This window comes from Natranaeroarchaeum sulfidigenes (assembly GCF_017094485.1).
Lineage (GTDB): Archaea > Halobacteriota > Halobacteria > Halobacteriales > Natronoarchaeaceae > Natranaeroarchaeum > Natranaeroarchaeum sulfidigenes.
The window spans coordinates 1,683,390-1,709,289 of the sequence record NZ_CP064786.1 but is presented as its reverse complement, the minus strand read 5'-3'; the positions used below and the strand labels follow the sequence as shown (position 1 = coordinate 1,709,289).

Below are 25,900 nucleotides of genomic sequence, written 5' to 3'. Positions count from 1 at the left end.
ATGAACATCGACGATACGAAGGCGATCTTCACCGCGATCTTCGCGGGGTCGGTCGTCCTTGCGAACGTGCTGGCTGCGAAGCTAACGTGGCTCGAACTGCCACTGATCGGCGGCGTGGCGATCCCCGCGGGCTTTGTCGCCTTCGGGCTGGCGTATCTGGCATCTGACTTGCTGGTAGAATATCACGGCCGGGAGTATGCCGCCGCGGTGGTCAATGGGACTGTGTTGACGCTGGTGCTCTCGTACGCGCTCGTCTTCATGGCGATCTGGATGCCGGCAGCACCGTTCTTCGAGGGGCAGGACGCGTTTGCCCAGACGCTCGGTGACTCGGCGTCGATCATTCTCGCGTCTGTCGTCGCCCTGGCGCTGGCACAGCACCTCGACGTCCGATTGTTCTCGGAGATCAAACAGCGAACGGCGGGCCGATATCGGTGGCTCCGCAACTGTGGTTCGACCGCCGTCAGTCAGGGCGTAGACACCGTCGTGTTCATCACGCTGGGGTTCGCCATCTTCCCCGCGATGGGGCTTGGCGGAGACCCGCAGTGGGGCTGGGCGCTCGCCTCGATCGTCCTCGGTCAGTACATCGTGAAGCTACTCGTCGCGCTGATCGATACCGTACCGTTCTACGCGGTAACTGAAGTGGTGGATCGGACGGCGTGATATTTTTCCCGACATGAATAGCATGGCACACGGTGAATCAATAGAGGGGGCTCCACGCGTTCTTCGTGATCTGGTAGTTGATCGACCTGTGCAGTGCTCAGTCCGCCGATGAGTCGCGGTACGTCCGGATTCGATCGCTAACTTCTGTGGGATCTGGAACGTTTTTGAACGAGACGTAACCGAGGCTACTGTTGGTCCCTCCAGTGAGTACCGATATCGACCCGACGCCGAAGGTTCGCTGGATTGCATCCTGTTCGAACTCCTGTCCACGGACCTGATCCATCGGGATTGATCGGGATTTCGTCTGTAGCCAGAGTGAGAATTCATGACGAAGTTCCGTCGGTGTGACGGTGTATGTCGTCCGAGTAAGCAGGAAAATAATGATAAGGTGCCGGGTGAGGAATAGCCCTGTGAGCGCCGCAATTCCCAGGCCTACGACGGTTGCAACGCCCTGATCTTCGAGTCCGAAAACGTTTAGCAGCGAGACAAGCGTGAGTACACCGCCAACGAGGACTGTAATTGCTGCCCAGATCGCGGGCGGTTTGATCGTCGGACGTGTCCTGTAGCGCTCCGTGGGCTGGTCGTCGTCTGTACTGTTTGCCGCTTCGGATTGTGATGTCTGTTGTTGTGTCATGACTAAACCGTGGTGAGTGAAAGTGCGCCACCGTACAGTGCAACCAGTACGGATCCGAGGACGAACAACGCGGGTGAAACGACTACGAGAACGACCGTGAGCAGCGCAGTCGTCCGGTTGGCATCGTGATTGATCTGCGCACCGAGATACAGCGAGTAGAGGTAGTAGGCAATGGAGACAAACAGCAAGGCGAGTGTGGAGACACCGGCCCGGGTTGCATCTGCGAGCGACACCGGTTCCGGACGCCCCGTTGCCAGTTCCAGATCGCTACCGACCGCGTCGATGATCGTATAAACAAACTCCGCTTGCAGCCAGATCAGCCACTCTTCGGCGACGACAATAGACTCAGCCATCGTAATGTACCAGGTCACGCTAAAAATCGCTGCAAGATAGATTCCAGTACTGTACACGACAGTGTTAATCGACTGCAGGTAGCCGTTGGAACTGCGTGTCACCCAGACTGCGAGATGGAACATGACAAAGGTAAGTATCGAAAACAAGAACAGATACGAACAGTTCTGGACAAACGCCATCACGTACGACCAGAGCAGTTCTGGGCCAATCCCAATTCCCGCAGCGACGCTCTCGACGATCGCCGGTGATTCACCCGGATCACCGACCTGACCGAACCCCGCGAGTGTCAGTGGGACGGCATACAACACCAGATTTACCAGATAGAACAGACTCAACTGGATCGCCCGTTTGAACTGCCGCCAACGTGTCCGATCGAACTCTGTAACGCTCCCCGAGACGATCCGTGCAGGGTCAAAGACAGCAAAGAGTGCGTATTTGACGACCCCCAGCGGCTTCGACAGCATCCAGTTTAATCACTCCAATAACTATATTTAAATATATCGCAACTGTCGTGGTCGCATACTGTTCATCTGGTTGTCCTGTTTGCATCAGTGAATTTTTTATTCCTGAGTTGTACTGTCAGTTCAATGGACCGACGATCATCGCGGCCCAAAACAGAGCACAGACGGCGGGAGTTCCTGGGAGTCGCAACGATTCCCCTCCTCGGTGGGGTTGCGGGCTGTATGCAACCGCTGTTGGAGGAATCCGAAGCAGATCAGAATGACGGGGGGCCCAGTGATGACGGCTCAGATGATGACTCGGACGGCGCGAACGGCGATGATGAGAGTGGTGACGATCTAGAGGACGTATCGGGCTTCGAGGTGGTCTGGGAAGAAGCGTTTCTGGAAGGGGCTGAATCACTCGACGATCACGTGCGTTTCGACCGTTCTCCTATGCAGGTATTTGAGGACTTGCTCTATGCAGTGACCCGGGAGGGTGCCCTCGTGGGAGTCGATCCAGACGCCCTGCAGATCGAGACGGTTCTGGAGGGTGCTGTTGAGCCGACTACTGGCTCTCTGGACGGTTTTTTGTTTGAGGACGATCGGATCTACGTCCAGTCCACTCACTCGGTTGAAGATAACGGAGTCGTGTGTCAGCTCTCATCCGAGGGCGAGCTCCGCTGGACCCACGAGATGCACGAGGATATGACAACCATTGGTGCGGTCGCGACGGATGGTGATCAGGTGTTCGTCGGATCACACACGACTGGTGATGTCGATGGGGGCTCCCGGTTCGAGGTGCTCAACTCGAATGGTCAGGAAGTCTTCACAGAGATGTGGCCCGAAGAGGAGTCAGTAAACGCCTTCACTGACTTTTTCGTACACGATGGGATCGTATACATGGGCGAGTTGAATAACCAGCTGGCATACGATATTGATGCCGGTGAGATCGTTGATCCGGAAGAGGAGTTCGGAATGTCGATCGGACAAGATCACACTGTAGTGAACGGAACGGTCTATACCGTCGACGGCGGGCTCCGTGGATATGACTTGGACTCCGGTGAGGAACTCATCTCTGCGGATGTCGGTGGCTCCGAACCGCCAGTCGTTGTTGATGAACATATCCTCGTAGCTGGGGAAACGGGGATGTACGCCTACAACCGGGAGACGGGTGAGGAACTCTGGCACCACCGGCTGACCGGTGATCCCGAGCACCCACCTGCCGTGATCGATGGGGTCGCATACCTGCTTGACAATGCTGACGTACTGTCTGCACTGCACATCGAGACCGGCGAGGTACTCTACGACGATCAGTTCGTAGATAGTTCCACAGACGAGGAGTTCTCGACAAGTCACCTGGAACCGTACGACACCCAGCTCGTATTCGTCGATGCAGACGGGCTCAAATCGGTCGAGCCACAGTTTCCCTGATTACTCGGTGATCACGGAGTACGATTTGAGCCGCTCTCCTGCGAGCACCAGTTCGGATCCGATCGAAACGGTCTGGTCTGCTCTGGAAACTGGTGCGTCGTCGTCGTACAGGAGGTCGCCCGTTTCTACGTCCACAGCGTATAGCATCTCGTGGTCATCGACACCAAACGCGACGCCGTCGATCACTGCTGGAGAGTCCTCGATCCCGTCGGTTGTTCTGGCGTACCATAGCTCTTCACCGGTCGATCGGTCGTGTCCATAGAGCCCGGTCGAATTGCCGATAATCACACGGTCATCCAGAACCGCTGGAGGTCGTGTATGCCGCTCGACGCTAACATCGTAGAGCTCCTCTCTGGCGTCTAGATCGAGTGCCCGCAGATTGCTCGATGGTGCTGCATACAGGATGTCGTCGACCAGCGTAAAATTGCGGCCTGGCGAGATGCCGAACTCCTCTTGCGTATTCAACAGGGTCCTGGCTTCCATATCGAATACCAGTGGTGGCCCAAGCGTCCCGATGTACAGAAAGCGGTCGTGCGTGACAAAGTCCTGGAAACTGTTGAGATCGTCGTCAGGTGGCCAGTATTCGTAGAACTCGGAGTTGCCCTGCTGGTTGAGAACGGTAAAACTGCCCTCCGCATCGGACCCAGACGTCGATGCTCCGATGTAGACCCACCCGCTGGTGACTTCGATTGCATTGATCCAGTGGTCGGGGTCTTCCAGTTCGTAGGTCCACTCTCGCTCCGTCGACGAACCGTACTTGTGAACTCGACTGGCGACCTCGTCGTCGTCGAACTCCGTCGTAACGTACAGTTCGTCATCGAAGACCGTGCAGTCGAGGACCCGCTCTCGGAACTCACCATGCTCACCGTATTCAACCAACTCCAGGTCGAAGACGCGTTGCTGTGTACCGGTACTGGGGTCGAACTCGACAATACTCGTTTGACTGGTGATATACAGTGTCTCGTCGACCGAGCGGATGAACCTCGGATGGAACGGCTCGTCGAACGCGTCGATTTCTGAGCCGCGCCACGTTTCCTCCAGTGAGACTGACTCGGGGCCAGCCGGATCGTCATCCGTCGAATCACCGTCTGATTCGCCGTTCGATCCACCAGTAGATCCGTCGGTAGGGTCACCGTCATCACTGTCCCCCTCCAACAGGGGCTGCATACACCCAGCCAGTGCCCCCATGGAGAGTGCTCCCGCGCTGCTCAGGACGGCACGTCGACCGATCCGCTGGGGACCCTGTCTCTCCGGGGGTGACATTACTGTACTGTCTTCACTCAGTAATAATAAGTATGACGACACTCCAGACGGTCCGATTCTGTTATCCTTCGTCTCTGTCGAAACTCTCCGATGACTTTATTTTCTGAAAATTAAATTACTAATCATGGACGGTCTGAACACGGGGCGACGGACTCTACTCGCTGTCGTTGGGGGAGTAACTGGTCTTGGGGCTGCTGGCTGTTTACAGCTTGAAGAGGGCGACGACGAATCTCCAGCCGACGGGTCGGATGAGTCTGATAGCGGGGATGAGGATACAGCCGATTCCGAGGATTCCGTCTCGTTCGAGGTGGCGTGGACTGGTACCGACGTGGACGGGCTCGATGCGTTCATTGAAGAGAACGATATCAGAACGAACCCGGAAATCAGACCTCATGGAGTGGTCGATGAATCGGTCTACGTTATCGGTGGAAACTCGGGCGCTTTAGCGGCCATCAACCCGGATACTCGGGCAGTTGAAACACGGTACGATTCCGAAACCAGAGAGTGGGACGGAGTGACCAGCACACATCTTACTGACGACTCGGTTTATATGGCGGGACCGACAGATGACGGCGGGAAAATCGTGAAGCTAACACCCGGTGACGATCTGGTCTGGTCGCGCACGGCAGTGAACGAGCACGAATCGGTCTCACAGTTCGCAGTCTGTGACGAGTATCTGTTTGCTTGTAGCCGGAATCGGACACAGGACACCACGATGGCCTTCGAAGTATTCGATACGAATGGCGACCAGGTATTCGTCGAGACGTGGGACGAAGATTCGATTGTGAATAACTTCCGAGATTTGGCGGTCACCGAGAATTTCGTCTTCATCGGCGAGCTCAACACCGCCTATGTATACGATATCGACGGCCAGGAGTTGCTCGAATCTGCCGATCTGTTCGGAGTCGAACACGGCCGCCACTTCACCATCGAGGATTCGGTCCTGTACTCCGTCGGGAGATACGAGACGAAAGCGATCGACCTCGAAACGAACGAGCTCCTGTTCGACGCTGAACCCGGTGGCGTTGTGGATCCCGTCCTCTCCGAGACATCGCTCCTCGTCGGCGACGAAACCGGGCTCTACAGCTACGACCGTACGACTGGCGAGGAAAACTGGCACCATCGGACCACAAACGAGGTCTCCGGCGGGCCAGTGGTGCTGGATGGAATCGCATACGCACTCGACGACAGCGACCTGCTGTACGCGGTTCGGATCGACGACGGAACGGTACTCCACGATGGGGAGGTCCCGTTCGATGGGCGGACACCACTGCTTTCAACTGACGATTCGCTCGTCTTCACCGATCAAGACGGGCTAGTTATTGTGGAACCAACGGTTTCCTGACTGCTCTCGACAACGAAGTTTTCTACCCGCGCCTCCGAATACCATCTATGAACTCCCAGTCCACGGCAACCCTCTACAGAGCCCCTCGAACCGACGTCTCGCAGAATCAGGGCAAGTTCCGGACGCATTTCAATTTCCCCGGCTGGAACCACCCCGACCACGACGACCACGGCTACGGCCCCCTTGCCACCGTCGTCGAGTCGTTCATGGATCCCGACACGCTCATTCGGATGCACCAGCACCGCAACGAGGAGATCATCTCGTGGGTGCCCGACGGCGTCATGCGCCATGACGACGGCGAGGGGAACAAACTCGTCACCGACGCTGAGAACATGCTGGTGATGAACGCCGGGAGCGGCTTCTGGCACGAAGAACGCACGCTTGCTGACGATCCACCGCTTCGTATGCTCCAGATATTCGTTCGGCCGCCCAGTCTGGAGCTGCCGCCGAAGATTCAACACGAACCGATCCCAGATCACGTCGCAAACGAGTGGCGGCATCTGTTTGGACCCGAGGGATCCGACGCGCCGCTGTTCGTGCGGAACGAGGTCGATTTCTACGACATCCGGCTGAGCGAGGGGGAAACCGTTGATCTCCCGTCCGCGTCCGGGCGGGACACCTATTTCTACGTGTTCGAGGGCGAGGTGACGGCTGGCGATACCAGTTTCAGTGAGGCGGAAAGCGGCCTGCTCGTCGACGGAGAGCCCGCGATTACGGCGGTAGCCGATTCGATACTGGTGGCGTTCGTGATCGACCCGGATGCGCCCGTAACTCGTCAGGGGACGATCGGTCGGTAGGTGAGGGGAGTCGTGATTCTCTGGTCAGGGGCGACCACCGGACCCGCATTTAATAGGTATCGAGCGCCTATCGGTAGCCACAGCTGACAGGCCCACTCACATGAACGCGATAATCGCCAAACGCGTCGATTCCGGTACGCCCGACACGTCCGAGATCAGCGACCTCGCCCGCGCGGCGGGCTATACTGTCGTCGGTGAGGTCACACAGACACGGACAGAAGACCCCGCGCTGGGGATGGGAGAGGGGAAAGTCGAGGAGCTGGCAGTCCTGTCCGAGCAGCTTGACGCGGAGGCAGTAATCTTCGACAATCGCCTCGATCCGTACCAGACGTACAATCTGGGGCAGAAACTTCCGACCGGCGTCGAGGTCATCGACCGGTTCACACTGATTCTGGATATCTTCGGCCAGCGCGCCCAGACGCGCAAGGCCCAATTACAGGTCGAACTCGCGGAGCTTCGCTACGAACTCCCGCGAGCCGAGGCGAAGACTAGTCTGGCGAAACGCGAGGAACGCCCCGGCTTCATGGGCCTTGGCGAGTACGACGAGAGCCGCGAGCAGGACATCAAAAAGCAGATCAGCAACATCCGCGACGAGCTCGAACGGATCGAAAAGACCGAGGAACACCGCCGCCAGCAGCGCCGGGAGTCGGGGTTCGATCTGGTCGCGCTGGCTGGCTACACGAACGCGGGCAAGTCGACGTTGATGCGTCAGCTCGCGACCGATCTGGACGTCGACGAGAACGAGGAGCTCCATCCCGATCTCGATTCCACCGCGAAGTCAGAGGACCGCCTCTTTACTACTCTCGGAACGACGACCCGGAAAATGGAGGCACGGCGGCGTGACGTCCTGCTCACCGACACGGTCGGATTCATCAGTGATCTGCCCCACTGGCTCGTCGAGTCGTTCAAGTCGACGCTGGATCAGGTCTACCGGGCCGACCTCATCCTGCTGGTCGTCGATGTCAGCGATCCCGTCGAGGAGATCCGCGAGAAACTGGTGACGAGTCACGACACGCTCTACGAGCGCAACGAAGCGCCGATCGTCACGGTGTTGAACAAGATCGACAAAGTCGACGCCGAGGAGCTCGACGAGAAACGTGCAGCGCTGTCCGCGCTCGCCCCCAATCCGGTCGCAGTAAGCGGGCAGGAGGGCGAGAATGTCGACGCATTGATCGACCGGATCGACGCCGAGTTGCCCGACTGGGAGCACGAACGGCTCGTCCTGCCGATGACCGAAGAGACGATGAGCGTCGTCTCCTGGATCCACGACAACGCACAGGTCAACGACGTGAACTACGGGGACGACGACGTTCTCGTCGACTTCGAGGCACGACCGACCGTCGTCGAGCAGTCGCGGTCGAAAGCCAGCGATCTCACGCCGGCCGCCGAGTCGGCCTGACGGTCGGGTTTTTTGCGACCCCGACATACATCTATACGTATGGGGGAGAACGACACGATACCGGTGACAGTCGTCTGCGGCTATCTCGGCGCGGGGAAGACGACGCTAATCAACCACCTGCTGTCGAACCCGGGTGACCACGACATAGCAGTAATCGTCAACGACATGGGAGAAGTCAACGTCGACGCCGATTTGCTCACCCGGGAGAGCGACGAGGAGGGGGTCGTCGACCTCTCGAACGGCTGTATTTGCTGTGAGCTGGGCGACGATCTGGCGACCGAAACAGAGCGACTGGCCGAATCCCGCGAGTTCGACGTGCTCGTCGTCGAGGCCTCCGGGATCAGCGAGCCGATCCCGATCGCGCAAACGATGGTCGAGGATACGGCCGATCGCCTCGAACTGGACACGATGGTAACCGTACTGGATAGTTTCGGGTTCTGGAACGAGTTCGACCCGGAGAATCGCCAGCCCGATTCGGACGTCGAACGGCCGCTCTCGACGGTGTTCATCGATGGCATCGAGTTCTGTGATGTACTGTTACTCAACAAGACGGATCTGCTCTCGGACGATGCACTCGGCGAGATCGAAGCGACGGTCCGGGAGTTACAGCCGCGAGCCCACATCGAGCGAACGGAGTACTCGAGGGTCGATCCGGACCTGGTTCTCGATACTGGTCGATTCGACTTCGAGGAGGCTCGCCAGTCACAGGGCTGGAAGCGCAGTCTCGCTCACGACCACGACGAGCAGGAACACTCGCCCGCGGAAGCCCACGGCGTCACCTCGTTTGTCTACCGCGAGACGCAGCCGCTTCACCCCGAGCGATTTGCCAACTGGCTCGATGACTGGACGGGCGAGGTGATCCGGGCGAAGGGGATCTGTCGGATCGCGGGTCGCGAGGAAGAGGTAATCGGCCTCAGTCAGGCCGGCCCATCCGTCGAGGCAGGACCGATCGGTCGGTGGGATCCCGAGCGGGACGACCCTCGAACCGAGCTGGTTTTCATTGGTCGTTCGCTCGATGAGACGGCTATTCGTGAGGGACTCGACAGCTGTCTGGTCGACGCGAGAGCGGGAGAGTGGGATCCGGCAGCAGACCCGTTCCCGCTGTAATCGAGGGTGAATCCCAGCTCACCCTTCGAACGCCTCCCGAAGCTCGTCCCAGCCCTCGTGAAAACCGTGTGTCGACTGCGTTTCACCTGCGATGGCCGACTGGTAGACCTCGTCGTATTCGAGTAACTGCGACCACCCCTCGTGGAAAGCGGCGCTGCAGTACTGGCACATACGCGTGCGTTCGACGGGCGCGTAGATAGGGTTTGTCCCGATCGGTGACCTGTGGCTGGTCTTGCCCGGTTCCTGCTCTATCGTTCGTGTCCCCCGGGTGACGAGACGGGCCAACAAGTACTTATCCCTGTACTGGCGAGGAACAGCAACGACTTTAGCAGTCGGATAGCACAGGGATGAACTCGGCAACGTACATCGAACAGGACGAACAGTGGGTTGAACACGGCTGTAGCGAATGTGAATGGGCAATCTTCGCCGAATCCTTCCCCGAGGCGATCAGCGCATATCACTCTCATCTGCGAGAACACCATCCCGACGCTTGGTTGCAGGCATAAAAAACGATACCGGGGTCGCCCTACGGTTCGAGCAGGACCTTGATGACGCCCTCTTCACGCGCGTCGAACCGTTCGTACATCTCGGGAGCTTCTTCTAGATCGACTCTGTGAGAGACTACCCAGGACGGATCGGCGCGTCCCTCGATAATCAGATCGCGTAGCTGCCGGTTGTACTGCTTGACGTTACACTGACCGGTACCGAGTTTGAGACCCTTCTCGAAGAGCTTGCCGAAGTCGATACCGAGGCGTCCCTGCGCAGCCATATCGTCGGGAGCACCGGGGTCCTCTGGCACGTACAGTCCCGGAATGCCGAGCTGTCCGGTCGGGCGGACTACCTGGATCAGCTGGTTGAGCACGACAGCCGGGTTCTCCTTGGCCGGGTCGTAGGCGTAGTCTTCAGTATCCGTATCGACGTCTTTGGGATCGGTTGCCTGATAGCCGACCGCGTCGACGCCCTTGTCGACCTCGCCACCGTGGGCGTCGATGATCTGTTCGACTGGATCGCCCTCGGTGAAGTCGATGCCCCTCGCGTCACAGTGTTTCTCGGCGAGTTCGAGGCGACTCGGGACCTGATCGACGACGTAGATCTCCGAGGCGCCTTTGATACTGGCGCTGTAGGCGGCCATCAGTCCGACCGGACCGGCACCGAAGATCGCGACGGACTCGCCGGGCTGGAGGTTCGCCAGTTCGGTTCCATGCCAGCCGGTCGGGAAGATATCCGCGAGCAGCGCAAACGAGTCCTCGTGGGTGCGCCCCTCCGGCAGTTTCAGCGCATTGAAGTCCGCATACGGGACGCGGAGCTTTTCTGCCTGTCCTCCTTTGTACGGCCCCATCGCGACGTAGCCGTACGCTCCGCCGGCAAAGCCGGGATTGACGTTCGTACAGAAGCCGGTGAAGCCATCCTCGCAGTTCTGACAGAACCCACACGCGACGTTGAACGGGAGGACGATACGGTCGCCCTCTTCCAGTGTACTGACTGCTTCGCCGACTTCGGTCACGACCCCCATGTTCTCGTGTCCGAAGACGATGCCCGGCTCGGCTGCAGTCCGGCCCTCGTACATGTGCAGGTCGGACCCACAGATGGCCGAAGTCGTGATGTCGATCACCACGTCGTTTGGGTGTTGAATTTCCGGTTCCTCTACCTCTTCGATCGTGACGTCGTACTCCCCCTGGTATACGACTGCGTTCATTGACATATGGTAACTCCCCCCCGCAGTCGATATTTCCACAGATCGACTATTATACTTAATTACGGAAACCTGAGAGTACCATTCATCATTTATTAATAACCACAAATATTTAATAATATACCGATGGTAAATTTGCTACTCATCGGTGTCGAGCGAGTCCGATAGGCGATCGGTCTGGTCGATATCTGACATCTCCAGCCGATCCACCAACGCTGGCGTCGGTTGACCACTGGCCCCCCAGCCGCGGTACTCGTAGTAGTGATCCAGCATCGCCTCGAACGAGTCTCGGTCGACTCCCTCCTGCCCGGCGAGCGGTTGTGGAAGCACGTCGTCGGTCCGGCCGAAGCCTTCGCGGACGTTGAACAGTCGGGTAAGTGTCCAGATACGCTCGCCGACGGTTCGCAGGTCGGTATCGGGCGCTACGCCGACAGCCTCAAGCCATTCCGCGCCGAGATCGTCAAAGACCGGGGCAACGAACTCGTCGATGACGAGACTCCAGAGCACCGATCGCCGGTCCTGCTCCACAGCGACCTCCCTTGCGACGCGTTCGGGCGTCCAGTCAGCCGCGAATACCTCTCGTTCGATCGGGAGCGCCCGGCGGTGGCACGCTCCCCGATCGCTGGTCGCATACGCGAGCGCCATGCTCGGTGCGCCGCGAGGGTCGTACCCGGGCAGTGCCATCGCCTTGACTGTGGGAACCAGTTCGTCTCCCCCGAACCCCTCCGCTGCGGCGTCGACGCCGTCCGCCAGCGCATCACCGAGCGGAGTTTCACGCAGTACGATCTCTTCAAGCAGTTCGCGTGCTCCGTCGGGATCGCCGAACTCGATCTTCCGGTCGACGATGCCGCGCTCGCTCGCGTGGATCGTCCACGCCACGGCGCTTCCGGCGTCGATGAGGTCGAGACCGAGTTCGTCACAGCGCGCGCCCAGTTCGACGACGGCGTCGAACTCGTCGATACCGAGGCCCGCGCCGAGTGATATCGCGGTCCCGCCACGGGGAACGTGCTCGCCGGACTCCGTCTCGACGCGGAAGTCGCCGGGCGAAGCCTCGTTCGGGCGTTCGCGGTCTGTTGCGCGCTCGCGGATCGCCTCGATTCCCAGCGCACCGGCGTCTTCGACGCCGCGTGTTTGCCACCCCTCCCCGGCGAGCGCACCGACCGCGTCGGCGAACTCGATAGTTTCGACAGTGCCGCTCGTCCGGTGCCAGCTCGTTGCCGAGTCCGTCTCGAAGCGGCGCTCGTAGCGCTCCCGAAGAGTCTCTAGTCCGCTCGGCGGATCACCGCGCGCGACGACAGCCTTCAGGCGCTTTGCACCCATTACCGCGCCTGCACCGCCCCGTCCGGCGTGATGCTCCCCGGCGTCCGAGGCGATCGTGGCGTAGGCCACACGGTTCTCCCCTGCCGGGCCGATACAGGCGACCGATCCGTCGTAGCCCTTGGCGGTTTCGACTGTATCTGTACCCCAGTTGTCGGTCGAGGCGACCGATGCCTTTCCGGCTTCGACGTCGATCCTGACCGGCTCGCTCGCCGCCCCCTCGATCAGAAGCCCAATATGCTCGTCAAGCGCGCCAGCCAGCACCGCCGGAAACTCGCCGCCGGCGTACGAGTCCAGAAAGGTACCGGTCAGTGGCGACTTCGTCACTGCGGCGTACCGCGCATCGCCCGGTACGAGCCCGGTAAGCGGACCAAGCATAAACAGGAGCGCGTTCTCGGGACCAAGCGGGTCGGTTCCCGGCTCCAGCTCTTCGTAGAGATAGCGCGCCCCGAGACCTTTTCCGCCGATGTACTTGCGAAGCCAGGGCTCGGGGACACGCTCGCTTGTCGTGGTCCGGGTCGTGAGGTCCACCCGGAGGAGCCGGTCGGGAGCGCTCACTATCACGTCAGTCGTCCGCTGGCGCTCCTTCCGCGGGCTCGATCCCGACGTCGATCTCGGCGGCGGCCGCCTTGTACTCGGGGATCTTCGCGCGCTCGTCGAGGACGTCGTTCGTCAGGACGTTCGCGGAGGCTTCGGCGAAGTGTGGCGTCGTCCATACCGACCCCTCCTTGATGTCCGTGGTGACCTGTGCTTTGAGCGTGATCTCGCCACGCCGGGATTTCAGCGTGACGTACTCGCCGTCCTCGATATCGTAGCGCTCGGCGTCGTTGGGGTGAACGTCGACGAAGTTCTCGGGGTGCTGACGCATGAGCGTGGGCGACCGTCGGCTCATCGTCCCCGTGTTGTAGTGCTCTTCGAGCCGCGCCGTCGTCAGCGTCAGTGGGTACTCGTCGTCGGGTACCTCCTTTGGCGGCTGGTGGACGACGCCCTCGATCTGCCCGAGGCCGTTCTCGGTGTCGAACGAGTCCTCGTAGAGGAACGGATCGCCCTCGTCGCCGATCTCGTAGCATGGCCAGTGCAGGCCCTCTTCGCCGAGCAACTCGTAGGTCATGCCGTAGTAGCTCGGACAGACCTGCCGGAGCTCCTCGAACACCGCCTCGACGTCCTCGAAGCGGAACGCTTCCTCGCCGAACAGTCGACTCCCGATCTCCATCAGGATCTCCAGATCGTGTTTCGTGTTCTCATGTACTTTGTCGACGCCACGCATTCGCTGGACGCGCCGGTCGGTGTTCGTGACCGTCCCGCCGCGTTCGGCCCAGGTCGTCGCCGGAAGGATCACGTCGGCGAACTCCGCCGTTTCGGTCATGAAGATATCCTGGACGACCATGAACTCCAGCTCCTCGAAGCGTTCTCTGACCTCGTTGGCGTCCGGCTCGGACATTACCGGGTTCTCCCCCATGATGTAGAGGCCGTGGATGGAGCTCCCCGCCGCATTCGAGATTTCGACGTTCGTGAGTCCGGGCTCGTCGGGAATCTCGAAGCCCCAGACGTCCTCGACGCTTTCGCGGGCCTCGTCGTCGTCGACGAGCTGATAGCCGGGAAGCACGTTCGGCATCGCGCCGACATCACAGGTCCCTTGCACGTTGTTCTGGCCGCGCAGGGGGTTCACGCCGGTTCCCGGTCGCCCGAGGTTCCCCGTGATCAGCGCGAGGTTGATCTCGTTTTGTACGTTGTCGACGCCACAGGCGTGCTGGCTCATCCCCATCCCGGTGAAGATGGCGGCGTTGTCCGCCTTCGCGTACTTTTCGGCGGCGCGTTCGATCTCTTCCAGTGGGATTCCACACTGTTCGGCGGCTTCCTCTTTGTCGAACTCCGCGAGCGTCTCTTTCAGATCGTCGAACCCCTCGGTGCGTTCGGCGATGAACTCCTCGTCGATCCAGCCATCGTCGGGATTCTCCTCGTGCTTTTCGAGGATCGTCTTGAGGACGATGTTCAGGAGCGGAATGTCCGTTCCCGGATTTAACTGGAGATGCTGATGACGGTCGGTGTCCTCGATCTCGAAGGATCTGGTCGTCTTGTTGGCGTGTGGGTCCACCTGAATGACGGTTGCGCCCTCCAGCACGGCCTGGCGGAAGTACTGGCTGTTGGCGATCGGATGCTGCTCGCCGGGGTTTGCACCCTGGATCCACAATAGATCGGCCTCCTCGCGCAGGTCGCGCATGCTGTTTGTCATCGCACCCGCGCCCAGACTCGTCCGGAGCGCCCAGACCGTCGATGCGTGACACATCCGCGTGCAGTTATCGATATTGTTGGTGCCGTAGCGCCGGGCAAGTTTCTGGAGCAGATAGTTCTCCTCGTTCATCACCTTTGAGGAGCCAAAAAAGCCCATTGCGTCGGGCTGGTACGTCTCGCTGATGCGCTCCATCTCTTCGGTGATCCGGTCGTACGCCTCCTCCCATGACGCCTCCCGGAACTCGTCTCCCTCTCGGATCAGCGGCTCCGTGAGGCGGTCCTCGTGGTCGACGACCTCGGTCGCCGCGCCGCCCTTGATGCAGATGCGCCCCTCGTTGACCGGGGCCTTGCCCCACGGCATGAAGCGGACATCCCCCGGTTCCTCGCCTTGCTGTACTTTGATCCCGCAGCCGACGCCGCAGTACGGACAGATCGTCTTGACTGGTTCTGATTGCTCACTTGCCATGATCGGAATCCCTCCCACACGGTGTGGACCGTGCTAGGAAATGACGTTCGGAACCGGTATCAATGTAATCCACGCGATCCGAACGGTTCACCGATCGGAGGGAATTACTCAAGTCGGGGCTAACGCTCACAACGGAGGCGTACGATATCACACACAATGGAGCTAACCCCCGCGCTGGTGGAACGGCTTGCGGCGGAGTACGAACGGGAGGCACCGTTTCACACCGTCGAACAGGAGTCCATCGAGACGCTTCCCGCCGCGTTCGAGTCGGGCGAGTTCGGTCGCCGGGACGCCAGCTGGGTCGTCGAGTGGTACTACCGCCGGGAGATGGGCGCACTCTCGAACCGCGAGCGTCGCGAGCGCGAGGACGCCTTCGAGGGGAACGACCGTCGTGAGATCAAGCGCGCTATCGTCGACGCCGCGACTGCGGATTCGCTCGACGACGCGCTGGATAGACTCACCCAACTCGACGGCATCGACGTCCCCGTGGCGTCGGCGTTTCTCTTTTTTATTGATCCCGAACGCTACCTCGTCGTCGGCGAGCGGGAGTGGAACGCGCTGTCCGATGCCGGGGAGTTGCACGATCCGTACCCGAATCCACCGACACGGGCGGAGTACGAACGGTATCTCAATACCTGTCGTTCCATCGCCGAACGCCTGGACTGTGACCTCCCGACGCTGTATCGTGCGCTCCGGCAGCTATCACAGGAGTGAACACCGGCACCCACAGGGACTTTGATCCGCCCCCTCGAAGTACGAGCATGTCCACCGCCGTCATCCTCGCGGGTGGCCGATCAACGCGCTTTGGTAACCGCGACAAGGCCGTCGCCGACCTCGCGGGGACGCCGATCATCCGCCGGGTCGCCGAGTCCGTCGACGAGGCGGTCGACGCGGTAGTCATTAATTGCCGTGCCGATCAGCGAGCGGCAATCGAATCGGCGATGGAGGGCTCCCGGACGCCGATCCGCTATGCCGAGGACGAACGGCCCGACGAGGGTCCGGTCGCCGGGATGCTAGCGGGACTCCGTGCCGTCGATACCGAGTACGCGTTCGTCGTCGCCTGCGACATGCCATTCGTCCAGCCGTTGCTCATCGAGTACCTGTTCGAGCGCGCGGTGGGCCACGACGCCGCCGTTCCACGGCTCGATGACGGCTGGTTCCAGACGACACAGGCCGTCTACCGCGCCGCGGCGATGGCCGACGCCTGCCAGGCGACGCTTGACGCTGGTGAGCGGAAAGTCACCGCCGCGCTCGACCGGATCGAGTACATTACCGTGGGAGAGGCGGCGATCCGCGAACATGCATCCCTGCGGACGTTCGAGAACATCAACACTCGCGAAGAACTCGCCGAGGCTGCCGCGGCCTTCGAGACCTAGACGTCAGCGGTACAGCTCCCGAACCGGCTCGTCGGCGATCAGCGAAGTGAGCGCCACCGCGTCGATCTGCGGCTCCGCGACGACGCGCTCGGCAATCTCACGAGCGGTATCGTAATCCTCCGCGTCGTCGACCATGTTGACGACGGCGACCACGGTCGCATCTTCGGGCACGTCTTTCAGCCCGCCCGCCTCGCTCGTCAGGACGCGAGCGACGTCCTGGGGTCGAATCTCGTCGCCGACCGAGCGATCGGTGATCGCGGCCACGCGTTCGGGCCGGTGGATGTACTCCCCGGTGAGCGGCTTGCCGACCGCCTGTACGCTGGCGATCGGGAGCACGGTATCGACGGTGCTCGGAAGCTGTGGCTCGTGCTCGTCGGGTGCTTTTAGCAGTCGAGTCCGCGCGCCGTCGGCTTTCACGAGCACCGACTCGGCGATGTTGGCCTCCGCGAGCGCGTCGACCGTTTCTGGAGTGTAGCCGAGATACCGGTCCTCGCGCTCGCGTTCGGGGACGAGACCGAGCGGCCACGCGCTCGCCTCTCGGGCCGCCACAACCGGGTCCTCGGTGACGATAACTTCGGCCATCTGTCGGTCGAAGATGGGGATCCGCACGGTGGCGGTGACGATGGCCTGGTCGAGTCGGCTCGCCAGCGCGTACAGCGTCGTCTTCTTGCCGCCCGCACCGACGACGGCGACGAGTCCGGTGCGGGCGTCGAGCGCGTCGGCCAGCGGTGGTGGGTCGGGCGTTTCCATCCTCGCCCTCAGAGTCGCTCCTTGCGTTTCTGTACTACTCGGACGTTCTCGATCCGGGTGTCGGGATACTGGCCCTCGGCGTCTTTTTCCGCGGCTTTCACCATGTCCCAGACGACGTTGAGTCCAGTCGTCACGCCTTCGAGGGCCTCCATCTCACAGCCGGTCTTTCCGGTCGTCTCGACGCCGACCGTCAGCTCCACGTACTCGTCGCCGACCTCGAACTCCACGTCGACGTTCGAGACGGGGATCTGGTGGCACATCGGGATCGTCTCCCAGGTGTGTTTGACCGCCTGAATCGCGCCGATCCGCGCGGTGGCCAGCACGTCACCCTTCTCGACGTCGTTCGCACGGATCGCCTCGACGGTCGAGGGCTGAAGGGTGATCTCGCCCGTAGCGACCGCCCGGCGATCGCTGTCGGGCTTGTCCCCGACGTCGACCATCTGCGCCTCGCCGGAGTCGTCGACGTGGGTTAGATCCCCGGTCGGGCGCTCGCCCGTCTCGCCCTCCGGTCGTTCCTCACTCATCCCGATCACCCCAGAGCGCCTCGGCGACACGCGGCGGGAGGTCGGTCGCGACCAGCCCGTAACCGTGTTCTTCGACCGCGAAATCACCGGCGCGGCCGTTCGCGTACGCCGCGATCCCCGCCGCCTGCACGGGGTCGTCGAGGGCCGTGACGAGCGCGGCGGTGATCCCGGCGAGGACATCGCCCGTCCCGCCGACCGTCATTCCGGGGTTGCCTGTCCGGTTCACACGCGTTCGCTCGCCGTCGCTTACCACGTCGTATGCGCCCTTCACCAGCAGGGTCGCGCCGACCTCCGTGGCGAAGGACTCGACGGCGTCAGCCCGGTCGCGCCAGTCGTCCTCGCGCGGGCCACCCATCGCCGTCAGTTCGCCCTGGTGTGGGGTGCAGACGAGGTCGGCGTCGGTCTCGACCTCGGGAACGATCCGGAGCGGATCGGCGTCGACGACCGCCTGTCCGGCGTAGGATTCAAGGAACCCGGCCACTGCGTCGAGGCTTCCCTCGGCGTCGCCAAGTCCGGGGCCGACGAGCACGGCGTCGGCGTCCTCGGCCAGCGCGAGCAAGGTGTCGACGTGGACCGGTGCGAGCCGGTCGCCGGGCAGCGCCTCGACGATCAGGTTCTCGGAGTAGCCCGCGACCGCGTCGGCGACGGACTCGGGCGTCGCAACGTAGACCAGATCCGCACCGGCCCGGAACGCCGCCTGCGCCGAAAGCGCTGGCGCACCGGAGTAGGGACCGCCACCGATCACCAGTACGGTGCCGTGATCGCCCTTGTGAGACTGGGGATCGCGAGACAGGGCGAGCAGGTCGCCGCGCTCGACGAACAGCTCGGCGGCGTCGGGAATGCCGATATCCGCGACCGTCACGTCGGCGTCGACCCCCTCCAGGCCGGGTTTGTCGTCGTGAAACGTCACGACGTGGTCGGCTTCGACCGCGACGCCCGCCGCCTCGCCGGTATCGGCGTCGATCCCAGAGGGTACATCGACCGAGACGACCGTTGCGTCACTCGCGTTGATCGCCTCGGCGGCGCTCGCGGCGGGCTCTCTGAGCGCTCCCGTGACGCCCGTGCCGAGCATCGCGTCGATTACGACATCGGCGTCTGGCAGCGATAGCTGGGTCGAGTCCCGAACCTCCTCGATATCGTACTCGCCCCGTTCGAGTGCCCCCCAGTTCTCGCGGGCGATGTCGGTGGTGATCGTCTCGGCCCGGCCCAGCAGGTGAACCGAGAGGTCGTATGCGTCCAGAAACCGTGCGGCGACGAAGGCATCCCCCCCATTATTTCCCCGTCCGGCGACGACGGCGATTCGCGCGCCCGGTTCGGCGATATCTCGTATTGCCTGTGCGACCGCGTTACCGCTCGACTCCATGAGCTGTTTCCGCGGGACGCCGAGCGCCTCTGCGTTCACGTCCACCGCGGCCATGCGCTCGCTCGTGATCATATCGGTGATTTCGGCGGCCGACGACAAAACGATGCTGGAGATGGGGTCGATGCTGTTTGACTGCCGAGTTACTTACTTCGAATACTGTAGTGTCACACTACAACTTCTGTAACTATACACTTCGAAAACTGTATCCGTGGTGTGTAGCCGTCTTTACGGCATCTCACCGCCGAAAGCCGTCTTTACGCCATCTCACCGCCGAATACGGAACCCGTCTTCTCCCTGTGGTTCCTCGTACTCCGCGTCGACGTCCTCGACGCTCGCGGCGGGGCTGCCGGTGTGACACCACTCGACCATCTCCTCGACGGCGTCCTCGGGGCCCTCGAAGACTGCCTCGACGCGGCCGTCGTCGAGGTTGCGGACCCAGCCGTCGACACCCTTCCCTTCGGCGGTTTCCTTTGTCGTCGCCCGGTAGAAGACGCCCTGGACGCGGCCCGAGACGAACACGTGTGCGCGGGTTGGTTCCGTCATAAGCGGACATGGGACAGCGGCGATCAAAAAAGGGCCGGGAGCAAGCCGAAAACGAATTGGAGTGGGGGCCCTTCGACCCGACAATGAAGCCGATCAAGGATAGCGTCCACGACTACATCGCGCTCGATCCAGTCGCCGAGGCGCTGATCGACACGCCGTCCGTCCAGCGGCTTCGCAACGTCAAACAGCTTTCTACCGTTCGGCTGGTCTACCCGGCTGCCAATCACACGCGCTTCGAGCACAGCCTCGGCGTCTACCACCTCGCCGACACCGCGATCGAGTATCTCGACGTCGACGCCGACACCGCGGACCACCTCCGCGCCGCCGCCCTGCTGCACGACGTGGGCCACGGGCCCTACGGCCACCAGACCGAGGACGTAATTCACCGCCGGACCGGCCGAGATCACGACGAGGTCGGCTGGCTCCTGACCGACCCGGATCGGCCGGTCTGTCAGGCGCTGGAACGGCTCGAACTCGATCCCGAGCGCGTCGCTACGCTCATCGAGGGAGAGGGACATATCGGGGCGCTCGTTTCCGGTGAACTCGACGTCGACCGGATGGATTACCTCACCCGGGACGCCCACCACACCGGCGTTCCGTACGGCGCGATCGATCACGGGCGGCTGGTCCGGGAGCTCCGACTGGAGAACGGCCGGCTCGTGCTCGGCGAGGGGAACGTCGCCACGGCCGAGTCGATGCTTTACTCGCGGGCGCTGATGAACGCCGTCGTCTATCGCCACCACGTCTCCCGGATCGCGGGCGCGATGCTCGACCGGGCCTGCGAGCGGTATCTAGACCGATCCGACGCCGAGATCGGCGAGTTCCGGCGGATGGCCGATCACGATCTGCTGGTCGCACTCGCCGAGCACGTCCCGGCGCTCGGGCAGCGACTCGAACACCGCGACCTCTACAAGCGCGCCGTCTGGACGGGGATCGAGAACGTCCCGCCGGGGACCGCCGACGTGGGCTACGAGGAACAGCGACGGGCCGAGCACGAAATCGCCGAGGCGGCAGGGATCGACCCGGGCGATGTGATCGTCGACATCCCGGATCGACCGCGTCTCAAGGAGTCCTCCACGAGCGTCGTCGTCGACGGCGTCGTCCAGCGCCTCGAAGACGCGTCGGAGCTAGTCCGGGGCATCCGAATGGCCGAGCGTGCCCGCTGGCGACTCGGCGTCTACTGTCCCGAAGAACGGACCGAACAGGTGGGCGAGGCCGCGCGTGACGTGCTGGATCTGCGCTAGATCCCGGGAAACGAGTGGCTAGCTTTCGGGGAACGTCCGGGCCACCTGCTCGCGGGTCGCCGCTGCCGACCCGGAGTTGTCGATCGCGACGTGGTACATCTCGATCGGGTGGAACTCCTCGCGGAACTGCCGGTACACCTCGACATCGGCGTCGCTCATCCCCTCCCCCCGGTCGGCGATCCGCTCCTCGGCGACCGATCGCTCGCAGACGACTTCGAGGAGCCGAAACGCCGCCTCCGATTCCGCGGCGATCTCCCTGACAGCGCGTCGGCGCTTGCGCTCTGCGAAGGTACCATCGAGGACGATCGACTCGCCCCTTTTCACTGCGGTCTCGGTGCGCTCGAACAGCTCCCGGTAGACGCTCGCGATCTCCTCGTCGGTGTACTGGGGGTCGTCGTACAGCTCCTTGCGGACCACGTCGGTCCGGAGCCGCCTCGCGTCGATGCGCTCCGCGACGAACTCCGCGACGGTGGATTTCCCCACGCCCGGGAGCCCACAGAGGACGACGAGCCACGGCTGGTCAGTGTCATCTGGCTCATCCGATCGGGGTCTCGCATCGACGTCGAGTGGGGTTCCGGCCATGCTGTGGTCCAACCCGTATTCGGGTCCTGCCGACAGGTGGGGCCACCGGGGGCAAAACAGCTTCGACTGCGCTCGATGGGTACGCTTTAGTTGGCACCCTCCGATCCCGTCGGTATGCCGAACTTCGAGGGAACGAGCGCCATTGAGACGTACTCCGGGCTCGCCATCGATCCGCTCAACCCGGAGCCGTCGATGATCCGCATCGAAGACGTCGCACACGGGCTGGCGAACACCTGTCGGTACGCCGGGCAATGTCGGTTCTACTACTCGGTTGCGACCCACGCCGTCTACGTGAGCCGGGAACTCGCAGATCACGACCCGATCGTCCAGCTGTACGGGCTCTTTCACGACGCGAGCGAGGCCTACATCACCGATGTCCCGCGCCCGGTAAAACGGGAGCTCCCGGAGTACGATCGGATCGAGCGCGACATGCTCGCTGCCGTCTGGGAGCGCCTCGACGTCCCGGCCCCCACCGACGAGCAGTGGGCTGCTGTGATGGACGCGGACGATCGGCTGTTCCGGTACGAGGCCGAGACGCTGCTCTCGGAGTTCTCCCCGGAGCCGGTGCCCGATCTCTCCCACGAGCTTTCGCCGGGCCGTCCCGGAGCGGCACGGCAACTGTTTCTCGACCGGGCGGCGCGACTTCGCGAGCGCGTCTGAACGCGGGCCGCTCATCCGGTCGAAAAAAAGCACCACGGCTAAACCCCCGGCGTCTGAACCAACAACGATGGACCGAACACCGAACGATGAGATCATCGATCGCGAACGTCTGGTCGAGATCACCCGCGAGAGCGCGGCGGCGGGAAGCGCTGTCGCTGCGGAAGCGTTCAGAGGATCGCTCGACGTCGAGGTAAAATCCGGCAAGACCGACCTGGTCACCGAGGCCGATCGAAACGCGGAAGCCGCCGTCGAGGCGCGGATCCGGGAGGCCATGCCCGACGCCACGATCTACGGCGAGGAGAGCGCGACCGGCACGTTGCCGGACGCGGGGACGGTCTGGATCATCGATCCGATCGACGGGACGAACAACTTCGTCCGGGAGAACCGGCGGTGGGCAACGAGTGTCGCCTGTCTCGTTGACGGCGAGCCGGTCGCTGCGGTCAACGACATGCCCGCGATGGGTGACACGTACGTCGGGACGCCCGCAGGAGTCCGGCGGAACGGCGAACCGGTGTCGGTCAGCGACCGGACCGACCCGGAGACGTTTCAGGTCGTCCCGACGATCTGGTGGCCGCGCGATCGGCGCGACGAGTACGCGGCCGCGACGGACGCGATCGTCCGCCGGTTCGGGGATCTCAGACGGGTCGGCTGCGCGCAGGCAGCACTCTCTTTGGTCGCCGCCGGATCGATCGAGGGCGTGATTACGAACGTCGAGACAAACGCCTGGGACACCGTCGCGGGCGTCGCAATGATCGAGTGGGCTGGCGGTCTGGTTACCGATCTCGATGGCGAACCGTGGACTCCACGAAGTCGCGGGGTCGTCGCATCGAACGGCAACGCGCACGAGGAACTCCTGTCTGCGGCTGGAGAGATCGACGGAGCACGGTGATCTTACAACACCGAGCGATCCAGATCCTCGGGCACGACTGTCACCGGCACCTCGACGCCATCAGCGACCACGAGCGCGGTATGTCCCTCGGTGAACTTCCCCAGCCATGACTTCGAGCGATGGCCGATAACGACGTGGTTGATCGAGACGTCGTCCGCGAGATCCGCGAGCTGTCGGCCGACGGCAGCGCTGGTTCGCAGTCCCGACCGGTTGATGTGCTCGATCGCTACCTCGAACGCGACGTCTTTCCCCTCGAACTGCTCCCGGAGGTCGTCCCGAACCTGTCGTTCATCTGCATTTGCGTATTCGTTTTCCGTGAGGTGAACGACGTACAGCTCCTCGTCGAGACACGACCCCAGTTTGCTGGCGACATCGACGACGCCCGCAGAGACTTCGTCGTCGGCAACTGCGACGAGAACTGTCATATCGGCTTTTGTAACCGATCGGATTTGTAGTTACCGACGGTTCCCAGTTGGGTGCACGTCTGGCGGTCTCGGCTGTCCGAGAGGCCGTTCCGGAGAACGCAGCTTTATACCGGTCTACCCGCTAGAGCGGGTAATGAGTACGAGCGAGGGCGACGAGTACGAACTCGCGGTTGTGGGGGGCGGCCCCGCCGGACTGACGACCGCACTGTACGGTGCCCGACTGGGTCACGAGACCGTTGTAATCGACCGCGGTGGTGGCCGGGCGGCCATGATGACAGACACGCACAACGTGATCGGCGTGACCGAGGCAACCTCCGGCAATGAGTTCCTCGAAACTGCCCGCGAGCAGGTACGGTCATACGGTGCCGACTTCGAGCGGGGCTTTGTCACCGACGCCGAGCAGACCGATGATGGACAGTTCCGCCTCTCGACGGGAGACGGAGAGATTCTCGCGGAGCGGGTCACACTTGCGACCGGGTTCTCCGACGAGCGTCCCGACCCGCCCCTTCCCCGGACTGGCCGCGGTCTGCACTGGTGTCTCCACTGTGACGCGTACATGTTCGTCGATGAACCGGTCTACGTGATGGGTCATAGTACTTCGGCGGCCTACGTCGCAATGATCATGCTCAACGTCACCGACGAGGTCGACCTGCTGACTCGGGGCGAGGAGCCGACCTGGAGCGAGGAGACAGCAACGATGCTGGAAAATCACCCCATCGACGTCGTCCACGAGGACGTGGTTGGCATCGAGAAGGATTCCGATTCGGGCTGGCTGGACGCCTTCGAGTTCGAGGACGGAACGCGACGGGAGTACCGCGGTGGCTTCCCGATGTATGGGTCCGATTACAACACCGATCTCGCCGAGTCGCTGGGCTGTGAACTCACCGAGGACGGAACGATCGACGTCGACGACCACGGCCGGACGAGCGTCGAGGGGGTCTTCGCGGTCGGCGACGTGACGCCGGGACACAACCAGATCCCGGTCGCGATGGGGCAGGGGGCGAAGGCGGGAATCGCGATTCACAAGGAGCTCCGGGAGTTCCCACGGTCGGCCGACGAGATCGAACGTGAGGGGCCTGTAACTGAAGCGGACGTCCCCGCTATCTCACCAGACCTGCTCGCTACTGCGATCGCCCACGAGGGCCACGCGGGCGGCCCGCGAGACGCCCCGACTCCGCAGACAGCTGACGACGACTAAGGCGGCCGACTTCTCCGGCTACTGTCCCGGTTTCGGCGTATCGAAGTCATCCAGCATGTCGAGGATCGTGCCGAGACGGAGGCAGTTCATAAATAGTCTCATAGTGAGGCTGTCCACTATCGGTTGTTCTTGCCGTAGGAGTGACTGTACCATGAGCAAAATTCGAGCAATCGTGTACGGGGTCGGATCAACCGGACAGGATCTCGCCGAGTACATGCTGCACAACGGAGTGGAAATCGTTGGTGCTATCGACGCTGACGAGGACAAGGTGGGCCGGGACCTGGGAGAAATCATCGGCTTCGATCGGGAGCTTGGGGTCGAAGTACGTGACGACCCAGAGGCTGTGTTCGATGACACGCGTGCCGATATCGCGACCGTTGCGATAGCTACCCCACTGAAATCGGTAGCGCCCCATCTCGAGCGGTGTGCCAGACACGGCGTGAATGCGATTACGTCCTCGGAAGAAGCCCTGTACCCCTGGACTACGGCTCCGGAGCTGGCATCGAAACTCGATAGAGTCGCACAGGACAATGAGGTGACGATCACCGGCGCTGGGTATCAAGATATCTTCTGGGTGAACCTCGTGACCATGTTGACCGGGGCGTCACTGGAAATAGACACGATTCGGGGACTCGGTCGGTTCAACCTGGACGATTACGGTCCAGTACTCGCAGAACACTACTACGCCGGCGAGAGGCTCGAAGACGTTCAGGCAGAAATCGACGCCGGAGATGCGCCGCCGAGCTTCTTCCGGATGAACATCGAATCACAGATCGCAGCTCTCGGAGTGAGTCTGACATCCGTCACTCAGGACATCGAACCAGTGGTCGCCGAGACGGACGTCGAGAGCGATGCTCTTGGAAGGACCATTCCGGAAGGCGACGTCGTCGGGGTTCGATTCGTTGTAGAGGCAAGCACCGATCACGGTATCGACTTCGTGGGCGAGGAGGTAGCGAAAGTATACGAGCCTGGCGAAACTGATATCAACGAGTGGACGATCGAGGGGACCCCCGAGATCCACGTCCGGAACGAGGATACCCCCACAGCGATCGGAACTAGCACACAGATCGTCAATCGGATCCCCGACATCTTGCAGGCGGACCCCGGCTACGTAACTGTCGACGAGCTGCCTGCTCCGCGATACAGGCCCCTCTCACTGGAGAACTACGTCGAGTAACACCGTCTCACCGACTGGTTTTTCTTACTTC

The 25,900-nt window shown here is 62.0% G+C and carries 27 protein-coding genes; 14 read left to right on the top strand and 13 right to left on the bottom strand.

The window, feature by feature from the left end; genetic code table 11:
• Positions 1-660, top strand: a complete 660-nt coding sequence (locus AArcS_RS08855) for a queuosine precursor transporter (protein ID WP_238477063.1) — start codon at positions 1-3, stop codon at positions 658-660.
• A 97-nt stretch (positions 661-757) separates the two neighbouring features.
• Here the strand turns inward: AArcS_RS08855 and AArcS_RS08850 are convergent, their stop codons facing one another.
• Both AArcS_RS08850 and AArcS_RS08845 read right to left on the bottom strand, forming a co-directional pair.
• Positions 758-1,294, bottom strand: coding sequence for a PH domain-containing protein (locus AArcS_RS08850; RefSeq protein WP_238477062.1), 537 nt, complete (start codon positions 1,292-1,294; stop codon positions 758-760).
• Positions 1,295-1,296: 2 nt separating this feature from the next.
• Positions 1,297-2,112, bottom strand: a complete 816-nt coding sequence (locus AArcS_RS08845) for a hypothetical protein (protein WP_238477061.1) — start codon at positions 2,110-2,112, stop codon at positions 1,297-1,299.
• A 123-nt stretch (positions 2,113-2,235) separates the two neighbouring features.
• On the opposite strand from AArcS_RS08845, the gene AArcS_RS08840 reads away from it, so the two are divergent.
• Positions 2,236-3,519 carry an outer membrane protein assembly factor BamB family protein gene (locus AArcS_RS08840; RefSeq protein ID WP_238477060.1) on the top strand — a complete coding sequence of 428 codons (1,284 nt, stop codon included), beginning with the start codon at positions 2,236-2,238 and terminating at the stop codon, positions 3,517-3,519.
• On the opposite strand, the gene AArcS_RS08835 is transcribed toward AArcS_RS08840, so the two are convergent.
• Positions 3,520-4,782, bottom strand: a complete 1,263-nt coding sequence (locus AArcS_RS08835; RefSeq protein WP_238477059.1) for an outer membrane protein assembly factor BamB family protein — start codon at positions 4,780-4,782, stop codon at positions 3,520-3,522.
• Positions 4,783-4,906: 124 nt separating this feature from the next.
• On the opposite strand from AArcS_RS08835, the gene AArcS_RS08830 reads away from it, so the two are divergent.
• The 4 genes from AArcS_RS08830 to AArcS_RS08815 all read left to right on the top strand — a co-directional run bounded on the left by AArcS_RS08830 (position 4,907) and on the right by AArcS_RS08815 (position 9,430).
• On the top strand, positions 4,907-6,127 hold the full coding sequence (locus tag AArcS_RS08830) for an outer membrane protein assembly factor BamB family protein (RefSeq protein WP_238477058.1): 1,221 nt from the start codon (positions 4,907-4,909) through the stop codon (positions 6,125-6,127).
• Between the two features lie 47 nt (positions 6,128-6,174).
• Positions 6,175-6,924 (top strand): pirin family protein, encoded by a 750-nt coding sequence (locus tag AArcS_RS08825; protein WP_238477057.1) that lies wholly within the window; start codon positions 6,175-6,177, stop codon positions 6,922-6,924.
• Between the two features lie 100 nt (positions 6,925-7,024).
• Positions 7,025-8,323 (top strand): GTPase HflX, encoded by a 1,299-nt coding sequence (hflX, locus tag AArcS_RS08820; protein ID WP_238477056.1) that lies wholly within the window; start codon positions 7,025-7,027, stop codon positions 8,321-8,323.
• A gap of 39 nt (positions 8,324-8,362) precedes the next feature.
• Positions 8,363-9,430 carry a CobW family GTP-binding protein gene (locus AArcS_RS08815; RefSeq protein WP_238477055.1) on the top strand — a complete coding sequence of 356 codons (1,068 nt, stop codon included), beginning with the start codon at positions 8,363-8,365 and terminating at the stop codon, positions 9,428-9,430.
• An 18-nt stretch (positions 9,431-9,448) separates the two neighbouring features.
• Here the strand turns inward: AArcS_RS08815 and AArcS_RS08810 are convergent, their stop codons facing one another.
• Positions 9,449-9,601, bottom strand: a complete 153-nt coding sequence (locus AArcS_RS08810; protein ID WP_238477054.1) for a hypothetical protein — start codon at positions 9,599-9,601, stop codon at positions 9,449-9,451.
• A 176-nt stretch (positions 9,602-9,777) separates the two neighbouring features.
• Between AArcS_RS08810 and AArcS_RS08805 the strand changes: the two genes are divergently transcribed.
• A complete protein-coding gene (locus AArcS_RS08805) occupies positions 9,778-9,936 on the top strand; it encodes a hypothetical protein (RefSeq protein WP_238477053.1) in 159 nt (52 codons plus the stop codon).
• Positions 9,937-9,956: 20 nt separating this feature from the next.
• Here AArcS_RS08805 and AArcS_RS08800 read toward each other — a convergent pair whose 3' ends face one another.
• From AArcS_RS08800 to fdhF, 3 genes are all read right to left on the bottom strand, one after another.
• Positions 9,957-11,126, bottom strand: coding sequence for a glutathione-independent formaldehyde dehydrogenase (locus AArcS_RS08800; protein ID WP_238477052.1), 1,170 nt, complete (start codon positions 11,124-11,126; stop codon positions 9,957-9,959).
• 135 nt (positions 11,127-11,261) lie between these two features.
• Positions 11,262-13,004, bottom strand: coding sequence for an aldehyde ferredoxin oxidoreductase family protein (locus AArcS_RS08795; RefSeq protein ID WP_375139600.1), 1,743 nt, complete (start codon positions 13,002-13,004; stop codon positions 11,262-11,264).
• Position 13,005: 1 nt separating this feature from the next.
• Positions 13,006-15,138, bottom strand: coding sequence for a formate dehydrogenase subunit alpha (fdhF, locus tag AArcS_RS08790; protein ID WP_238477050.1), 2,133 nt, complete (start codon positions 15,136-15,138; stop codon positions 13,006-13,008).
• Between the two features lie 156 nt (positions 15,139-15,294).
• Here fdhF and AArcS_RS08785 point away from each other — a divergent pair, with 156 nt between their 5' ends.
• A complete protein-coding gene (locus tag AArcS_RS08785; protein ID WP_238477049.1) occupies positions 15,295-15,852 on the top strand; it encodes a hypothetical protein in 558 nt (185 codons plus the stop codon).
• 47 nt (positions 15,853-15,899) lie between these two features.
• Positions 15,900-16,514: a molybdenum cofactor guanylyltransferase gene (locus AArcS_RS08780; RefSeq protein WP_238477048.1), complete on the top strand. Its 615-nt coding sequence runs from the start codon at positions 15,900-15,902 to the stop codon at positions 16,512-16,514.
• 3 nt (positions 16,515-16,517) lie between these two features.
• On the opposite strand, the gene yqeC is transcribed toward AArcS_RS08780, so the two are convergent.
• From yqeC to AArcS_RS08760, 4 genes are all read right to left on the bottom strand, one after another.
• Positions 16,518-17,264 (bottom strand): selenium cofactor biosynthesis protein YqeC, encoded by a 747-nt coding sequence (gene yqeC, locus AArcS_RS08775; RefSeq protein WP_238477047.1) that lies wholly within the window; start codon positions 17,262-17,264, stop codon positions 16,518-16,520.
• Positions 17,265-17,272: 8 nt separating this feature from the next.
• Positions 17,273-17,788, bottom strand: a complete 516-nt coding sequence (gene moaC / locus AArcS_RS08770) for a cyclic pyranopterin monophosphate synthase MoaC (protein WP_238477046.1) — start codon at positions 17,786-17,788, stop codon at positions 17,273-17,275.
• Positions 17,781-19,223 (bottom strand): NAD(P)H-hydrate dehydratase, encoded by a 1,443-nt coding sequence (locus tag AArcS_RS08765; RefSeq protein ID WP_238477045.1) that lies wholly within the window; start codon positions 19,221-19,223, stop codon positions 17,781-17,783. Before AArcS_RS08765 ends, moaC begins: the two co-directional genes overlap by 8 nt.
• Positions 19,224-19,415: 192 nt before the next feature.
• Complete coding sequence (locus AArcS_RS08760) at positions 19,416-19,694, bottom strand: acylphosphatase (RefSeq protein WP_238477044.1); 279 nt, start codon at positions 19,692-19,694, stop codon at positions 19,416-19,418.
• A gap of 83 nt (positions 19,695-19,777) precedes the next feature.
• Here AArcS_RS08760 and AArcS_RS08755 point away from each other — a divergent pair, with 83 nt between their 5' ends.
• Positions 19,778-20,938 (top strand): HD domain-containing protein, encoded by a 1,161-nt coding sequence (locus AArcS_RS08755; protein ID WP_375139658.1) that lies wholly within the window; start codon positions 19,778-19,780, stop codon positions 20,936-20,938.
• An 18-nt stretch (positions 20,939-20,956) separates the two neighbouring features.
• Here AArcS_RS08755 and AArcS_RS08750 read toward each other — a convergent pair whose 3' ends face one another.
• Complete coding sequence (locus AArcS_RS08750; protein WP_238477042.1) at positions 20,957-21,520, bottom strand: P-loop nucleotide/nucleoside kinase family protein; 564 nt, start codon at positions 21,518-21,520, stop codon at positions 20,957-20,959.
• A gap of 114 nt (positions 21,521-21,634) precedes the next feature.
• On the opposite strand from AArcS_RS08750, the gene AArcS_RS08745 reads away from it, so the two are divergent.
• Positions 21,635-22,180, top strand: a complete 546-nt coding sequence (locus AArcS_RS08745) for a hypothetical protein (protein WP_238477041.1) — start codon at positions 21,635-21,637, stop codon at positions 22,178-22,180.
• A 67-nt stretch (positions 22,181-22,247) separates the two neighbouring features.
• The gene (locus AArcS_RS08740; RefSeq protein ID WP_238477040.1) at positions 22,248-23,069 is read left to right on the top strand and encodes an inositol monophosphatase family protein; all 822 of its coding nucleotides are present in this window, start codon (positions 22,248-22,250) and stop codon (positions 23,067-23,069) included.
• A 2-nt stretch (positions 23,070-23,071) separates the two neighbouring features.
• On the opposite strand, the gene AArcS_RS08735 is transcribed toward AArcS_RS08740, so the two are convergent.
• A complete protein-coding gene (locus tag AArcS_RS08735; protein ID WP_238477039.1) occupies positions 23,072-23,494 on the bottom strand; it encodes a universal stress protein in 423 nt (140 codons plus the stop codon).
• Positions 23,495-23,627: 133 nt separating this feature from the next.
• On the opposite strand from AArcS_RS08735, the gene AArcS_RS08730 reads away from it, so the two are divergent.
• Positions 23,628-24,692, top strand: a complete 1,065-nt coding sequence (locus AArcS_RS08730) for an NAD(P)/FAD-dependent oxidoreductase (RefSeq protein ID WP_238477038.1) — start codon at positions 23,628-23,630, stop codon at positions 24,690-24,692.
• A gap of 151 nt (positions 24,693-24,843) precedes the next feature.
• Complete coding sequence (locus AArcS_RS08725; protein WP_238477037.1) at positions 24,844-25,869, top strand: NAD(P)H-dependent amine dehydrogenase family protein; 1,026 nt, start codon at positions 24,844-24,846, stop codon at positions 25,867-25,869.
• The last annotated feature ends 31 nt before the right edge of the window (positions 25,870-25,900 follow it).

Coding starts and splice junctions, on each gene's coding strand:
- fdhF (WP_238477050.1), bottom strand. CDS start 15,138: ATGGCAAGTGAGCAATCAGAACCAGTCAAGACGATCTGTCCGTACTGC.
- AArcS_RS08825 (WP_238477057.1), top strand. CDS start 6,175: ATGAACTCCCAGTCCACGGCAACCCTCTACAGAGCCCCTCGAACCGAC.
- AArcS_RS08805 (WP_238477053.1), top strand. CDS start 9,778: ATGAACTCGGCAACGTACATCGAACAGGACGAACAGTGGGTTGAACAC.
- AArcS_RS08755 (WP_375139658.1), top strand. CDS start 19,778: ATGAAGCCGATCAAGGATAGCGTCCACGACTACATCGCGCTCGATCCA.
- AArcS_RS08785 (WP_238477049.1), top strand. CDS start 15,295: ATGGAGCTAACCCCCGCGCTGGTGGAACGGCTTGCGGCGGAGTACGAA.
- AArcS_RS08740 (WP_238477040.1), top strand. CDS start 22,248: ATGGACCGAACACCGAACGATGAGATCATCGATCGCGAACGTCTGGTC.
- AArcS_RS08765 (WP_238477045.1), bottom strand. CDS start 19,223: ATGATCACGAGCGAGCGCATGGCCGCGGTGGACGTGAACGCAGAGGCG.
- AArcS_RS08780 (WP_238477048.1), top strand. CDS start 15,900: ATGTCCACCGCCGTCATCCTCGCGGGTGGCCGATCAACGCGCTTTGGT.
- AArcS_RS08835 (WP_238477059.1), bottom strand. CDS start 4,782: ATGTCACCCCCGGAGAGACAGGGTCCCCAGCGGATCGGTCGACGTGCC.
- moaC (WP_238477046.1), bottom strand. CDS start 17,788: ATGAGTGAGGAACGACCGGAGGGCGAGACGGGCGAGCGCCCGACCGGG.
- AArcS_RS08845 (WP_238477061.1), bottom strand. CDS start 2,112: ATGCTGTCGAAGCCGCTGGGGGTCGTCAAATACGCACTCTTTGCTGTC.
- AArcS_RS08745 (WP_238477041.1), top strand. CDS start 21,635: ATGCCGAACTTCGAGGGAACGAGCGCCATTGAGACGTACTCCGGGCTC.
- AArcS_RS08800 (WP_238477052.1), bottom strand. CDS start 11,126: ATGAACGCAGTCGTATACCAGGGGGAGTACGACGTCACGATCGAAGAG.
- AArcS_RS08840 (WP_238477060.1), top strand. CDS start 2,236: ATGGACCGACGATCATCGCGGCCCAAAACAGAGCACAGACGGCGGGAG.
- yqeC (WP_238477047.1), bottom strand. CDS start 17,264: ATGGAAACGCCCGACCCACCACCGCTGGCCGACGCGCTCGACGCCCGC.
- AArcS_RS08750 (WP_238477042.1), bottom strand. CDS start 21,520: ATGGCCGGAACCCCACTCGACGTCGATGCGAGACCCCGATCGGATGAG.
- AArcS_RS08810 (WP_238477054.1), bottom strand. CDS start 9,601: ATGTGCCAGTACTGCAGCGCCGCTTTCCACGAGGGGTGGTCGCAGTTA.
- AArcS_RS08815 (WP_238477055.1), top strand. CDS start 8,363: ATGGGGGAGAACGACACGATACCGGTGACAGTCGTCTGCGGCTATCTC.
- AArcS_RS08730 (WP_238477038.1), top strand. CDS start 23,628: ATGAGTACGAGCGAGGGCGACGAGTACGAACTCGCGGTTGTGGGGGGC.
- AArcS_RS08760 (WP_238477044.1), bottom strand. CDS start 19,694: ATGACGGAACCAACCCGCGCACACGTGTTCGTCTCGGGCCGCGTCCAG.
- AArcS_RS08855 (WP_238477063.1), top strand. CDS start 1: ATGAACATCGACGATACGAAGGCGATCTTCACCGCGATCTTCGCGGGG.
- AArcS_RS08850 (WP_238477062.1), bottom strand. CDS start 1,294: ATGACACAACAACAGACATCACAATCCGAAGCGGCAAACAGTACAGAC.
- AArcS_RS08735 (WP_238477039.1), bottom strand. CDS start 23,494: ATGACAGTTCTCGTCGCAGTTGCCGACGACGAAGTCTCTGCGGGCGTC.
- hflX (WP_238477056.1), top strand. CDS start 7,025: ATGAACGCGATAATCGCCAAACGCGTCGATTCCGGTACGCCCGACACG.
- AArcS_RS08725 (WP_238477037.1), top strand. CDS start 24,844: ATGAGCAAAATTCGAGCAATCGTGTACGGGGTCGGATCAACCGGACAG.
- AArcS_RS08830 (WP_238477058.1), top strand. CDS start 4,907: ATGGACGGTCTGAACACGGGGCGACGGACTCTACTCGCTGTCGTTGGG.